The sequence below is a fragment of the uncultured Cetobacterium sp. genome (genome assembly GCF_947039425.1).
GTDB lineage: Bacteria > Fusobacteriota > Fusobacteriia > Fusobacteriales > Fusobacteriaceae > Cetobacterium_A.
Map to the genome: position 1 here is coordinate 1 of NZ_CAMQYW010000023.1, position 13,972 is coordinate 13,972.

A 13,972-nucleotide genomic window follows, 5' to 3' on the forward strand; every position below is an offset into this window, starting at 1 on the left:
GTTATTAGTCATAATGAAACAAAGGTACCTATTTTTAGTATACATACATTCCCTAAATTTTCTATTTTAGACCCAACACTGACATTTACTTTACCTAAAACACAGGTGGCTAATGGTATCATTGATACATTCATTCATACTGTTGAACAATATGTTACATATCCAGTAAATGCTGGTTTTCAAGATAGAACTGCTGAAGGTATTTTACAAACTTTAATTGAAGTTAGTGATACTACTCTTAATAATCCTGAAGATTATGATGCTAGAGCTACTAACCTTGTTTGGTGCTCAACTATGGCTTTAAATGGTCTTATTGGTTCTGGTGTTCCTCAAGACTGGACTACTCATATGATTGGTCATGAAATTACAGCTTTATTTGGAATAGATCATGCTAAAACATTAGCTATTTTACAACCAGCTATTTGGAAAGTTAGAAAAGAAAAGAAAAAAGCTAAACTTTTACAATATGCTGCTCGTGTATGGAACATTACAGATGGAACAGATGATGAAAAAATAGATTTAGCTATAAAAACAACTTCTGATTTCTTCGAATCTCTTGGAGTTAGTACTAAACTTTCTGCTTATGGCCTTAATGAAAAAAATATCGACTCTATAATTGCTTCTTTAGCTAAGAATAATAGAACTGCATTATCAGAAACTAAAGATTTAACTTTAGATATTTGTAGAGAGATTTTAATAAAAGCACTATAATAAAAATGCAGGTCAAATATTGTGACCTGCATTTCTTTATTTTTTGTTATACTCTTCCAAAGCTCTTCTTAAAATAATCATAGAGTTTTCTATATCATCAACACTTGTACAAAAAGAAAATCTAACTTCATTTTTCCCTTTTCCACTTGTTTCGTAAAACCCTGGTCCTGGAGCTAATAAAAGAGTTTGATTTTCATATGAGTAATCTGTAAGTAACCACTTTGCAAATACCTCAGCATCATCTATAGGAAGTTTAGCAAAAGCATAGAATGCTCCATGGGGTTTATATGACACCACTCCTGGTATTCTATTTAAATATGAAAATAGTAGATCTCTTCTATTTTGATATTTTATTCTTACATCTTCTAAATAGTTATCCATAGTATTAATTAAATTAGCTGCTGCATGTTGCTCTATTGTAGAAACGCAAAGTCTTGCTTGGCAAAATTTTAAAATTGAACTCATAAGCTCTTTATTTTTACTTGCTATTAATCCTATTCTAGCACCGCAAGCACTATAGTGTTTTGAAATACTATCAACTAATATAACCCTATCTCTAACATCTTCCAGTTGCATAAAAGATGTATATGGAATATTATCATAAACAAATTGTCTATATACCTCATCTGCTATTATAAAAATGTTATATTTTTTAGCTATTTCAGCTATCATCTCTATTTCATCTCTTGTGTAAACTGTTCCTGTTGGGTTCACTGGATTTGAAAGCATTATAGCTCTTGTTTTAGGAGTTATTTTTGATTCAATCTCCTCTTGTGATGGTAAGTGAAAACTTGTTTCTATTGTTGTCTCTATTGGAATAACTTCTGCTCCTGCAAATTTACAAAAACTTGTATAATTTGAATAAAATGGCTCTGGAATTAATATGTTATCTCCCTCATCACATATAGCCATAAGCACAAACATTATAGCTTCACTTCCACCTTGTGTTATTAATAGATCCTCTTTTACAATATCAATTCCCATCTTTTGATAACTTTCAGCAAAACTATCTAATAATTGAGGTATTCCTTGTGAATGTGAATACTTTACTATTTTCTCTTTATAGTTATGTAGCCCTTCAAAAAAAGAGTCTGGCGTTACTACATTTGGTTGTCCTATATTTAACTTATATACTTTCAATCCTCTTGCTTCTGCTGCATCGGCCAGAGGAATCAACTTTCTTATTGGTGAAAAATTCATATCTACTGCTCTTCTTGACAAATTCATATATCCCCCTCCTTATATTTTTATTTCAGTATATAGTATATAAATATCCATATTTTGTCAATTTTATTTTCTAGTATCTTTGTAATAAAAAAAGAGCATCTCTGCTCTTTAATTTTTTTATCTTCCCCAAGTATCTGGAGTAGTATTCCACTTTAAAGCTATTTCAGCATCATTTCCCTCTAAGTAGTTCTCTTCTTTAGCAACCTCTATTAAAGATGCAAAAGTTGAAAGTGTTGTCCAGTTTATATTGTCTACTCCAAAATTCTTATAAGCTTTTTCAAACTCATAAGAGAATATAGCTAATACTTCAACCTCTGTTGCTCCAGCTTCTCTTGCTGCTGCCACTGCTTTAATTGAGCTTCCACCTGTTGATATTAAATCCTCTATAATTATAACTTTCTTTCCAGAAAACTCAGCACCCTCTATTTGTCTTCCTGCACCATGAGCTTTCTTTTCCCCTCTAATATAAGCCATTGGAACATTCATCTCTTGTGCTATAAATGCAGCCCAAGGAATTCCTGCTGTTGCTGTTCCTGCTACTATATCAAACTCTTTATCTTTTAAAACCTCTATAAAAGCATCTACTACAACTTGTCTCTCTTTTGGAAAACCTATCATCTTTCTATTATCACAATATATTGGACTTTTTATTCCTGATACAAAAGTAAATGGTTCTTTTACATTTAATCTAACTGCCTCTGTTCCTAATAATGATTTTGCTATATTTTTTGCTCTAGACATTAATAACTCACTCCTCTTCCTTTTTTATTCATAAATTCAATTCCATTATATACTAAGTTTCCTCTTACAAAAGTTGAAACTACTTTTCCACCTGTTGTCATTCCATTATATGGAGTCCATCCACACTTTGAAACTACGTCTTCATTTTTTATCTCTTCTTTCCTTTTTAAGTCTATCATTACAAAGTCTGCCTCATATCCCACTTCTATTTTTCCTTTTCTCTTTATTCCAAATATTTTAGCTGGATTTTCACACATAACTCTTTGCAATATCTCTAAACTTATTTTTCCATTAACTTCTTTTAACATAAGTTCTAAAGAGTTTTCTACTCCAGGAATTCCAAATGTTATTTTCTCATTTTTTTCCTCTAATGTATGTGGAGCATGGTCTGTTCCTATTGTATCTATTGTTCCATCTTTTAATCCTTCCCAAAGAGCCTTATTATCCTCTACACTTTTTAACTCTGGTTTCATCATAAGTAAGTTATTTACTTGAGTTTCATTTAAGAATAAATGATGTGGTGCTACTTCTCCATAGACACACAATCCCTCTTTTTTAGCTGCTCTTAATAACTCAACTTCTGATGCTTTAGATAGATGACATAGATATAGTGGCTTTTTAAACTTTCTAGCTAACCCTATTGCTCTTTCTACCATTTCCTCTTCTGCATGAACAGATACTATTTTAGATTCTCTAAATAGATTTTCTAAAGTTTTCTCTTCCTCTACTAACATATCCCCTGTTGACATATTTAAAAATATCTTTGTTGATGCCACTCTATCATTTACCTTTTTTATCTCTAAACTATTATCAGATCTACTTCCCCCAAAGTGAAATCCATAGTCCACATAACTTCTATCTTTTGAATTCTCCTCTTTAGCCTTCAAAATCTCTTCTGTTATTGTATTTGGTACTGTATTTGGCATATCTATAAAAGTAGTTACTCCACCTTTTGCACAAGCCTTACTTCCTGTTTCAAAATCCTCTTTATGAGAAAGCCCTGGGTCTCTCATATGTGTATGTACATCTATTACTCCTGGAAGAACAAGTAATCCTTCAGCATCATAAATTTCATCAATATCTAATTCCTCTATTTCACTACATCTATATATCTTTTGTATCTTCCCTTTAGATACTAAAATATCTTTTACTGTTTCAACTCCATTTTCTAGAATTGTACAATTTTTTATTAACATACTGCCCCTTCTTTCATTCCCTCTTCAATCTCTTTTAAAACTAATTTTGCAGCTTCTACTGGATTCTCATTTTTAGTAATTGGTCTTCCTACAACTAAGTAGTCACATCCATTTAAAATTGCATCCTTTGGAGTCATTATTCTCTCTTGGTCATTAGCTGCTGACCATCTTGGTCTAACTCCAGGACATACGGTTTTAAACATCTCTCCACAAGATTCTTTTATTGCCTTAGCTTCCCATGGAGAACAAACTACTCCATCCATTCCAGCTTCTTTAGTTAATCTTGCTAAATTCAGTGCTAACTCTTTAATATTTAATGTACTTTTAAAAGTTTCTTGAACCCCTTCTTCTGAAAAACTAGTTAAAATTGTAACTGCTATTGCTAACATCTCTGGATTTACTTCTTTTACCTTTTTAGCAACTGATTCCATCATCTGTTTTCCACCTGTTGCATGTATATTAAACATAAATACATTTCTCTTAGCTGCAAATAGTGATGCCATTGTTGTTGTATTTGGTATATCGTGAAACTTAAGATCTAAGAATACTTTCTTTCCTTTTTCAGTTAAGTAATCTACCATCTCTCCTTTCGAGTTTAAAAATAACTCAAGTCCTACCTTATAAAAAGATACTGTATCTCCTAAAGTTTCAACAATATTTTTTGCATCCTCCATATTTGAGTAATCTAATGCTATTATTAATCTATCTTTTACGTTCATTTTTCCCCCTCCAAGTTATTTTTTATATGCTGCTCCTACTATTTCTTGTATATTCTCTAGATTATTTTCTTCACAGAACTTTATCATTCCATCTCTTATTTCAACTGGTAATACTGGATTTGTAAAAAGCCCAGTTCCTAGTGATACCATAGTTGCTCCAGCCATCATAAACTCTATTGCATCTTCAGTTGATGATATTCCACCCATTCCAACTACAGGTATTTTTACATTTTGAGAAACTTGATAAACCATTCTCAGTGCAACTGGTTTTACTGCTGGTCCTGAAAACCCTCCAAAAGTATTTCCTAGAACAGGCTTTCTTCTTTTTATATCTATTGCCATTCCAAGAAGAGTATTTATTAATGAAACTGCATCTGCTCCATTTTCCTCTACTACTTTAGCTATATGAACTATATCTGTTACATTTGGAGATAACTTTACTATTAATGGTTTTGTAGTAACTGCTCTAACTGCCTTTGTTACTGCACCTGCTACCTCTGGTTTTGCACCAAAAGCCATTCCTCCATCTTTTACATTTGGACAAGATATGTTTAACTCTATCATATCTACTTCAGGAATATTTTCCACTCTTTTAGCTATTTCAACATACTCTTCAATAACCTTTCCATTTATATTTACTATAATTGGTGACTCTATTCCTGAAGCTTTAATATTCTTTACAATTACATTTTCAAAATAATCTATTCCTGGATTTTCAAGTCCTACACAGTTTAGCATTCCCCCTGGAGTTTCTGCTATTCTAGTTCCATAATTTCCATCTCTTGGCTCCATAGTTATTCCTTTAACTACTATTCCTCCAAGTACATTTGGATCAAAGTAATCTTTATATTCAAGTCCAAATCCAAAACACCCTGATGATGTTACCATTGGATTTTTAAATTCCATTCCTAAAAAGTTAGTTTTTAATCTATTCATTGTAATCCCCCTTATTTGCTGCAACTACATCCAACTTTTTCTGCTGGATCTACATCTACTATTATTTTCGAATCAAATACTGGTCCATCATGGCAAACTTTTTTCATTCCATCTAAAGTTTTTATTGAGCACCCTACACAAGCTTTTATTCCACATGCCATTCTTTCCTCTAAAGATATTTCACAGAAAACATCTTTCTTCCCTGCAGTTTCTGCTACCGCTTCCATCATCTTATGTGGTCCACAAGTTTGTACCATATCAACTTTTTTATTTTCCAATACCTTTTCTAAAGCTGATACTACATTTCCCTTTTCTCCAACAGATCCATCATCTGTTGTTATATGTACCTCTACATTTTCAAGATCTATATTTTTAAGTATCTCCACAGCACCCTTATCTCTTCCACCTGCTATAAATATTACTTTATTTTCTTTCTTTAAATTATCTATTAAAAGTTTTGTTGGAGCTATTCCCATTCCTCCACCAATTACTACACAAGTTTTTTCTCTTACATCTGTTGTAAATCCTGTTCCTAAAGGTCCTTGAATATTTAAAGTATCATTTTCTTTTAAATCTCTAAACTCCTTTGTCCCAGAACCCTTTACTTCATAATAAAACTCTAATATATTTTTATCCTTATCTACATAGTGTAAACTTATTGGTCTTCTTAAAATTCTCATTTCATTTTTTACTTTTAACATAAAAAACTGTCCAGCTTTTGACTCTTGAGAAGCTTTTTTCGACTCAATCTTCATTAAGTAATAGTTGTCTCCAACTTGATAATTTTCTAGTACTTTACAATCCTCTAAAAACATTTTTCCTCCCAAATATATATCTAATTTTTTTATTTTACATCTTTATTACAGTAGTAACAGTATTTATGATTTTTATTAACCACATATTTATTTTCTGTTTTTTCAACCTTTGTAATACACTTTTCATTTAAACAAACAACTGTTTCTGACTTTTTAATATCCTTTTCTTCCATACTCTCTTTTACTACATCTACCTTATCTAAAGCTATTGCAAATATTGCTTCTCTTGTTGGTACTCCATTTGCTGCCTGCTCAAAGTATCTTGCATATTTTGTCTCATCTAAATCAATCTCTATTTCATCAACTCTAGGTAACGGATGAAGTATTATCATATTTTCTTTGCATCTCCCTAAGATGCTCTCTTTATTTATTATGTATATCCCTGCTACCTTTTCATATTCCTCTATACTATCAAATCTTTCTTTTTGTATTCTTGTCATATACATTACATCTATTTCTTTTAGTATATCTTTATAATCATCTACTAATGTATATTTTATTCCTTTTGAATCTAGCTCTCTTGTTATATACTCTGGAATCTGTATTGACTCTGGTGCTACAAAATAGAACTCACAATTAAACATCTCTAGTGCCTTTGTTAATGAGTGAACTGTTCTTCCATACTTTAAATCTCCCACAAAAGCCACTTTTTTATTTTCTATTGATCCAAACTCTTTTTGTATTGTATATAGATCAAGAAGAGTTTGACTTGGATGTTCATTTGCTCCATCTCCTGCATTTATCACTGGAACTTTTGATACATCTGCTGCAAATCTTGCTGCTCCATCCTTTGGATGTCTCATTACTATTACATCTGAGTAAGCTTCTGTCATTTTTATTGTATCTCTTAAGCTCTCCCCTTTTTTTAAAGATGTAGCATCTGGTGAATCAAATCCTAAAACTTGTCCTCCTAGTCTATATACTGCTGATGTAAATGACAATCTTGTTCTTGTTGAAGGTTCGAAAAATAAGCTTCCTACAATACTGTTTTTTAAAAGTTCCGTACTATTTTTTCCCTCTAACTCACTAGCAACTTTCAACACTTCTAAAATATCATTTTTTGTAAAATCTTTCATTGAAATAAAATCTCTCATTTTTCCTCCTTAAAATTTATAAAAAAAAATGGAATAGAAATTACAAATAAATGTAACTTCTATTCCATATATCAATATTAAAATTAAAAGATAAAAACAATGAAAACAATGTCTTTTTTTTAGTTTTTATAAAATCTCTAAATAAAGCAAATACATTTTTTTTCACTATTTTTCCCTCCTTGAATTTTTTACACTTCAATGAGTATATCACAACTTTTTCTTTTTATCAATCTTTTTATTATATTTCATCTAATATTTTTTTTAAAGATTCTACAATGTAATCAATGTCATCTTCTGAATTAAAATATCCAAATGAGAATCTTACTGTTCCAGTTTCATATGTTCCTATAGTTTTATGAGCTCTTGGTGCACAATGAAATCCTGGTCTTACCATTATTCCAAACTCCTCATCTAAAATAGAAGCTAACTCTCCGCTATCCACATTTTCTATATTTAAACTAACTACTGGACCCTGTTTTTTTGTGATACTTTTATATACCTTTACTCTTTCTAATTTTTCAATTTCAATTATAAATTTTTCAATTAACAAATTTTCATGTTTCTCTATATTCTCTATCCCTTGTGATTTTATATACTCAATTCCCGCTCCTAAACTTATTATTCCAGGAGTATTTAAAGTCCCCGATTCTAAAAGTTCCGGCATTTCAAGAGGCTGTCTCTCATATTTTGAAAAACTTCCTGTTCCACCTTCTAAAAGAGGTTTTATTTTATATATTGTATTCGATGTATTTAAACATATAGCTCCTATTCCTTGTATTCCAAATAGAGATTTATGACCTGTTATACAAAGTATATCAATACTATTTTCTTGCATATCTATCTTTGTATATCCACCACTTTGAGAAGCATCAACTATAAATAATATGTTTTTCTTTTTACAAATTTTCCCAATCTCTTTTATATTTTGTATAGTCCCATTTACATTAGAAATATGATTTACAACAATAGCCTTTGTATTTTCTTTTATCTCTTTCTCAATCTCTTCCCAAGTGTTTACAAATGTTAGTTCTACATTTTTTTCATCTCTCAAAGAAAAAAGTGGTCTTAATACTGAGTTATGCTCAAAATTCGTTGTTATTACATGTGAATTTTCTTTAATAGTTCCTTTTATTGCAAAATTTAAACTTTCTGTTGCATTTGCAGTAAAAGCAATATTCAAGCTATCTTCTACATTGAAAAAATCAGCAATTATCTCTCTTACTTTGAAAATCTCTTCCAGGATTTCCATTTAACTCTCTTATTGAATAATCAACTACATCATAAACAGAGTCTGGTTTAGGTGAACTTGTTGCAGAATTGTCAAAATAATAATTTTTCATTAAACTCTCCTTCCAAAAATTAATAAAGAGAGGATTTCTCCTCTCTTCTATCTTAGTTTATTTTAGCAAAAACTTCAACTATATTATATAAATGATCTTTTATTCTTCTATAATTATTTAAAATATCCATATAACCAGTGCTTAACATTGCTGGCATTACATTTTCAGAAACATGCTCTAAATGGTCGGCTCTTGCTTTTTTGTATTCTTCTTTTATATTATTACATTTTTTTATTGCAGCAACAAAAGAATCTTTATCTCTTAATTCATATGCTCTATTTATATCTTCAAATAGATCCTCAACTGTTGCATGTAATTTATTCAATGTTGATTTTTTATACTCATTTAACTCTATTCCATTATCTTGCATCTTCTTTAAAGTCTTTGCAATTCTAAGTAAATAGTCACTTACAGTTTCATACTCATCGCAAGTTTGAATATTCTCTCTTGTTTCCTCAGTATTTGAGTTATCTAAAGTTCCGTTTAAAATATGGAAGTTTACATCTGATATCTCTTTTTGATAAAGATCAAGTCTATCTTCTAAAGCTTCTATTTTAGGAACTTGATTATCAATATTTTCTCTTCCTGAAAATACATTATCAAGCCTCATAAATATATCTTTAATTTGAGAACCCATTGCTAATATTTCACTTTTAGTTTGCTCAACTACAACAGATGGAGTATCTGCCATTAATATATCAAGATGAGTTACTCTCTCTTTTACTATTGGTGAATCTGGCTTAACTACCTTACATAAGAAGTTAGCTAAATATCCAATAAACGGTATAAATATACATACATTAACCACATTAAACATTGTATGAGCTGTTGCTATTGCAGCTGTTATATTATGTACTGGGTCTACAAATCCTTCTAAGAAGTGTAAGTAATATCTAAATATTGATGTAGCCCAAATAACTCCAATGATATTAACTATTGTATGCGCATATGCTGCTCTTTTAGCATTTGCAGTACCATTTAATGCAGCTAATAATGCTGTTATTGTAGTTCCTACATTTTCCCCTAAAACTAAAGCTACTGCTGTTGGATAGTCTATTAACCCTTGAAGTGCTAAAGTTATTGTTATTCCTAATGTTGCTGATGACGATTGAACTATTGCTGTCATCATAGCTCCAACTGCTGCTGCTTTTAAAACACCAGAGTATGAACTAGCTGAAAATGCATGGAATAATGATACAAACTCAGGCATTGATCTCAGCGGTTTTAATCCATTACTCATTAACTCTAAACCAAAGAATATTAATCCAAGTCCCATTACAGTCATTGCTCTTGTTCTTGCTTTTTCACTTGTAAAGAACATTGTAGAAATTGCTGCGGCTCCTGCCATTGGAAGTCCATACTTACCAATTTGAAGTACAAGTATCCAACCAGTTACTGTTGTTCCTATGTTTGCCCCTAGAATTACTCCTAAGGCTTGTTTTAACGTTAATAAAGATGCATTAACAAATCCTATTGTCATTACAGTACTTACTGATGATGACTGTACTAAAGCTGTTACAACTACTCCCATTCCAATAGCCATAAAACGATTTGTTGTTAATAATGCCAGGATTTTTTTCAATCTCTCCCCCGCCATTTTTTGCATTCCTTTAGACATATTTTCCATTCCATAAAGGAATAGTCCAAGTCCACCTAGAACTTTAAAAAAGATATCTAAGTACATTTTTCCTCCCAAATTTAATATTTTAATTTTTTTATATACTATTTCAGATCATTTACGATTCTATCATGTATTCTAATAAATGTAAAATAAAAAACCTATTTTTAACATAGTTTTTACACAATCTTTACATTGTCCTTTTCCTACCTTAATATATAGTATTAATTTATGCTTATAAAATAAAAAGCTGAATTCATTATTTTGAATTCAGCTAATATTTTTTTATAACTCTATTTAAATGTTATCAAATATTTCTTTTGCATTTTTTTCAAGTTTAAATCCAGCAACTCTATTTACCATAATAGCTATTGCCCCATCACCTGTTACATTACAAGCAGTTCCAAAACTATCTTGTGCTAAGTAAAGTGCAATCATTAAAGATGTTAATGTTGGAGGGAATCCTAGCATTGTCTCTATAATCCCAAGTGCTGCCATTACTGCTCCTCCAGGAACTCCTGGAGCTGCAACCATAGTTACTCCTAACATCATTATAAATCCAAACATAGTTCCAAAAGTTACTGACATTCCATTTAACATCATTATTGCCATTGAACAACTTACTAAAGTTATTGTACTTCCTGATAAATGAATTGTTGAACATAAAGGCACAACAAATTCTGCTATTCCTGTATTAACTCCATTCTCTTTAGTTTGATTTAAAGTAACTGGTATAGCTGCTGCTGATGACTGTGTTCCTATTGCTGTAAAATAAGCTGGAATCATTGTTTTGGCTAACTTTACTGGATTTGCACCAGACATTATACCTGCTATTATATATAGTATTGCTAAAACTGTGAAATGTAAACAAATAATTACTGCAAACACTTTTGAAAATACTGCTAAAATTGTTGCAACTTGACCTGCATAAGTCATATTAGCAAATATTCCTGCAATATGTAAAGGTAAGAAAGGTATGATAATATTTCTAATTAATCCTTCTACTATTCCTTGGAACTCCCCCATAACATCTTTAATAGCTGTTCCTTTTGCTACTGCTATTCCTGTTCCTAATAAAAATGCCATTAATAATGCTGTCATTACATCCATAATTGGCGGCATGCTTATTGTTAAATATCCTGGTAATAATGAATGTTCTGGATTTGTGGCATCTGCAACCATTGATCCTGTTTTTAGTATTAGTTTAAAAACATGAGTATTTACAAAATATGTAAATGTTCCTGCTGCCACTGTAGATAAATAAGCTATTCCTGTTGTAATTCCTAACAGCTTTCCAGCCCCTATTCCTAAATCTCCTATTCCAGGTGCTACAAATCCAATTATAATTAATGGAATTGAGAATTTTAAAAAGTTTCCAAATATCCCATTAAATGTAGCTAAAGCTCTAACTGGAACCTCCATTCCTAACTTCCCTATTCCTATACCTATAATGATTGCTAAAATCAGCTTTGGTAAAAGACCTATCTTTTTCATAAAAATCCCTCCTGTTTTTGTTAGCTATGTTTGCTAACTGATCACTTACATATGTTTTACTACAATTATTACACAAATGCAAATCCTTTTTTTTAATGTGTTTTAAAATTTGTATTTTTTTCATATATGTAGTAGAATTTAATTAAATATTTAACTAAAGGATGTGGAACTATGATAAAAGGTAATGTTGAAGGAATCAGAGACTCTATTCTTGCTGAACTTGATACTATTCACACTATGACTGTTGAAAAAGGAAAGCTTGTTACTCCTGAGATTGTTGCACTTATCTCAGATATTACAAGAATTATCAACCGTGAAATTAGTGTGTCTATTGACAGAAAAGGTAGAATTATTGAAGTTGCAATTGGTGATAGTAATAGTGTTGAACTTCCTATTATTGATCTCTCAAAGAAAAAATTAAGTGGAATTAAAGTTATTCATACTCACCCAAATGGATATTCAAAACTTTCTATGATCGATATTTCTGCTCTACTTAAATTAAAACTTGATGCTATTTTAGCTATCGGTGTTGGAGAAAATGAAATTACAGGAATTAATATTGGTTACTGCAAAGTTGAAAATCAAGAATTAACTTTTGAAGAATTAGAAAATCTTTCTCTTGAAAAAACAATTGCAGTTGAGTACTTAAATAAAGTTCAAGAAATTGAAACTGAACTTAGAAAAAATGATGTAGTAGAAGATGAAAGTGAACATGCAATTATTGTTGGAGTAGATTCAGAAGAAATTCTAGATGAACTTGAAGAGTTAGCTAGAGCTTGTGACGTTTCTGTTTCAGGAAGAATATTCCAAAAAATAAAAAAAATTGATAATATCTTCTATATTGGAAGTGGAAAAGTTAGAGAACTTGCAATTTTAAGACAGATTAAAAATGCTAATCTTATTATTTTTGACGAAGAATTAAGTGGTGTTCAAATTAAAAATTTAGAAGCTGTTACTGGATGTAAAGTTATTGACAGAACTATCTTAATCTTAGAGATATTTGCTAGAAGAGCTAGAACTAGAGAAGCTAAAATCCAAGTTGAACTTGCTCAATTAAAATACAGAAGTCATAGACTTATTGGTCTTGGAAGTGTCATGTCTAGAACTGGTGGAGGTATTGGTACAAAAGGACCAGGAGAGAAAAAACTTGAAATAGATAGAAGAAGAATTAAAGATGATATATTTGCTTTAAGACAAGAACTTGAAAAAATTAAAAAAATAAGAGCTCTACAAAGAACAAAAAGAGAAACATCTGGTATACCTAGAGTTTCTTTAGTTGGTTATACTAACGTTGGAAAATCTACTTTAAGAAACTTATTAGTTGATATGTTCCCAAGCGATAACACCGTAAAAAAAGAAGCTGTTTTTGCTGAAAATATGTTATTTGCAACTTTAGATGCTACAACTAGAACTATAGTTTTACCTGACAAAAGAATTGCTGCTTTAACTGATACTGTTGGGTTTGTTAGAAAACTTCCTCATGAATTAGTTGAAGCTTTTAAATCAACTCTTGAAGAAGTTGTTTTTTCTGATCTTTTAGTTCACCTTGTGGATACTTCTAGTGATACTGTTATTGAGCAAATTAAATCTGTTGAAGGTGTTCTTGGTGAACTTGGAGCTGGTGATAAACCAACTATTTTAGCTCTTAATAAATGTGATATTGCAACTGAGGAACAAATAAATCGTTTAAAAGAACTTTATCCAAATGTTGAAAAAGTTGAAATTAGTGCTAAAAATGATATTAATATTGATATATTAATTGAAAAAGTTATGGAAAATCTTCCAAGAACTATGAAAAGAGTTGAACTTTTAGTCCCTTACTCTGAAACATCTATAAATGCTTATTTACATAGAAGTTCAATTATAGAAGAAGAAAGTTATGAACATGATGGTACAAAAATTATTGCTACAGTTAGTGATGAAGTTTATAATAAATGTGCTAAATTTATTGTTAATGAGCTTTAATAAGAATATTTTAAAAGTAAAAGATTAATTTCTTTTACTTTTTTTTGTTTTTTTAAAAAAGTTTGTGTCAACTAAAAATGAAAATGTCCCACAAAATCGTTAATTATTAGCTCTAA

13 protein-coding genes are annotated in these 13,972 nt (G+C 30.5%); 2 read left to right on the forward strand and 11 right to left on the reverse strand.

Annotated elements, in window-relative coordinates; genetic code table 11:
* Positions 1-711, forward strand: a 711-nt coding sequence (locus Q0V09_RS02895; RefSeq protein WP_297487083.1) for an iron-containing alcohol dehydrogenase, incomplete at its 5' end; no start/stop codon positions are given.
* Positions 712-747: 36 nt separating this feature from the next.
* Here the strand turns inward: Q0V09_RS02895 and Q0V09_RS02900 are convergent.
* From Q0V09_RS02900 to Q0V09_RS02950, 11 genes are all read right to left on the reverse strand, one after another.
* Positions 748-1,938, reverse strand: a complete 1,191-nt coding sequence (locus Q0V09_RS02900) for a pyridoxal phosphate-dependent aminotransferase (RefSeq protein WP_297405795.1) — start codon at positions 1,936-1,938, stop codon at positions 748-750.
* Between the two features lie 117 nt (positions 1,939-2,055).
* Complete coding sequence (gene pyrE, locus Q0V09_RS02905) at positions 2,056-2,679, reverse strand: orotate phosphoribosyltransferase (RefSeq protein WP_297405797.1); 624 nt, start codon at positions 2,677-2,679, stop codon at positions 2,056-2,058.
* Positions 2,679-3,875, reverse strand: a complete 1,197-nt coding sequence (locus tag Q0V09_RS02910) for a dihydroorotase family protein (RefSeq protein ID WP_297405799.1) — start codon at positions 3,873-3,875, stop codon at positions 2,679-2,681. Before Q0V09_RS02910 ends, pyrE begins: the two co-directional genes overlap by 1 nt.
* Complete coding sequence (pyrF, locus tag Q0V09_RS02915) at positions 3,869-4,594, reverse strand: orotidine-5'-phosphate decarboxylase (RefSeq protein ID WP_297405801.1); 726 nt, start codon at positions 4,592-4,594, stop codon at positions 3,869-3,871. Before pyrF ends, Q0V09_RS02910 begins: the two co-directional genes overlap by 7 nt.
* Before the next feature lie 15 nt (positions 4,595-4,609).
* On the reverse strand, positions 4,610-5,530 hold the full coding sequence (locus tag Q0V09_RS02920; RefSeq protein WP_297487085.1) for a dihydroorotate dehydrogenase: 921 nt from the start codon (positions 5,528-5,530) through the stop codon (positions 4,610-4,612).
* Between the two features lie 11 nt (positions 5,531-5,541).
* On the reverse strand, positions 5,542-6,345 hold the full coding sequence (locus tag Q0V09_RS02925) for a dihydroorotate dehydrogenase electron transfer subunit (RefSeq protein ID WP_297487087.1): 804 nt from the start codon (positions 6,343-6,345) through the stop codon (positions 5,542-5,544).
* A gap of 29 nt (positions 6,346-6,374) precedes the next feature.
* Positions 6,375-7,439 (reverse strand): aspartate carbamoyltransferase, encoded by a 1,065-nt coding sequence (gene pyrB, locus Q0V09_RS02930; RefSeq protein ID WP_297487089.1) that lies wholly within the window; start codon positions 7,437-7,439, stop codon positions 6,375-6,377.
* A gap of 238 nt (positions 7,440-7,677) precedes the next feature.
* Positions 7,678-8,688, reverse strand: a complete 1,011-nt coding sequence (locus Q0V09_RS02935) for an aminotransferase class V-fold PLP-dependent enzyme (protein WP_297487094.1) — start codon at positions 8,686-8,688, stop codon at positions 7,678-7,680.
* Positions 8,642-8,779 (reverse strand): hypothetical protein, encoded by a 138-nt coding sequence (locus Q0V09_RS02940; protein ID WP_297487096.1) that lies wholly within the window; start codon positions 8,777-8,779, stop codon positions 8,642-8,644. The genes Q0V09_RS02935 and Q0V09_RS02940 overlap by 47 nt, the downstream gene beginning before the upstream one ends.
* 52 nt (positions 8,780-8,831) lie before the next feature.
* Complete coding sequence (locus Q0V09_RS02945) at positions 8,832-10,463, reverse strand: Na/Pi cotransporter family protein (protein WP_297406432.1); 1,632 nt, start codon at positions 10,461-10,463, stop codon at positions 8,832-8,834.
* A gap of 231 nt (positions 10,464-10,694) precedes the next feature.
* Positions 10,695-11,891: a dicarboxylate/amino acid:cation symporter gene (locus Q0V09_RS02950; RefSeq protein ID WP_297406434.1), complete on the reverse strand. Its 1,197-nt coding sequence runs from the start codon at positions 11,889-11,891 to the stop codon at positions 10,695-10,697.
* A gap of 171 nt (positions 11,892-12,062) precedes the next feature.
* Between Q0V09_RS02950 and hflX the strand changes: the two genes are divergently transcribed.
* A complete protein-coding gene (gene hflX / locus Q0V09_RS02955) occupies positions 12,063-13,856 on the forward strand; it encodes a GTPase HflX (protein ID WP_297406435.1) in 1,794 nt (597 codons plus the stop codon).
* Positions 13,857-13,972 lie beyond the last annotated feature (116 nt).

What these genes read in the sequence shown, in the direction of transcription:
- Q0V09_RS02900 (WP_297405795.1), bottom strand. Translation starts at nt 1,938, where the DNA reads ATGAATTTGTCAAGAAGAGCAGTAGATATGAATTTTTCACCAATAAGA.
- pyrE (WP_297405797.1), bottom strand. Translation starts at nt 2,679, where the DNA reads ATGTCTAGAGCAAAAAATATAGCAAAATCATTATTAGGAACAGAGGCA.
- Q0V09_RS02910 (WP_297405799.1), bottom strand. Translation starts at nt 3,875, where the DNA reads ATGTTAATAAAAAATTGTACAATTCTAGAAAATGGAGTTGAAACAGTA.
- pyrF (WP_297405801.1), bottom strand. Translation starts at nt 4,594, where the DNA reads ATGAACGTAAAAGATAGATTAATAATAGCATTAGATTACTCAAATATG.
- Q0V09_RS02920 (WP_297487085.1), bottom strand. Translation starts at nt 5,530, where the DNA reads ATGAATAGATTAAAAACTAACTTTTTAGGAATGGAATTTAAAAATCCA.
- Q0V09_RS02925 (WP_297487087.1), bottom strand. Translation starts at nt 6,345, where the DNA reads ATGTTTTTAGAGGATTGTAAAGTACTAGAAAATTATCAAGTTGGAGAC.
- pyrB (WP_297487089.1), bottom strand. Translation starts at nt 7,439, where the DNA reads ATGAGAGATTTTATTTCAATGAAAGATTTTACAAAAAATGATATTTTA.
- Q0V09_RS02935 (WP_297487094.1), bottom strand. Translation starts at nt 8,688, where the DNA reads ATGGAAATCCTGGAAGAGATTTTCAAAGTAAGAGAGATAATTGCTGAT.
- Q0V09_RS02940 (WP_297487096.1), bottom strand. Translation starts at nt 8,779, where the DNA reads ATGAAAAATTATTATTTTGACAATTCTGCAACAAGTTCACCTAAACCA.
- Q0V09_RS02945 (WP_297406432.1), bottom strand. Translation starts at nt 10,463, where the DNA reads ATGTACTTAGATATCTTTTTTAAAGTTCTAGGTGGACTTGGACTATTC.
- Q0V09_RS02950 (WP_297406434.1), bottom strand. Translation starts at nt 11,891, where the DNA reads ATGAAAAAGATAGGTCTTTTACCAAAGCTGATTTTAGCAATCATTATA.
- hflX (WP_297406435.1), top strand. Translation starts at nt 12,063, where the DNA reads ATGATAAAAGGTAATGTTGAAGGAATCAGAGACTCTATTCTTGCTGAA.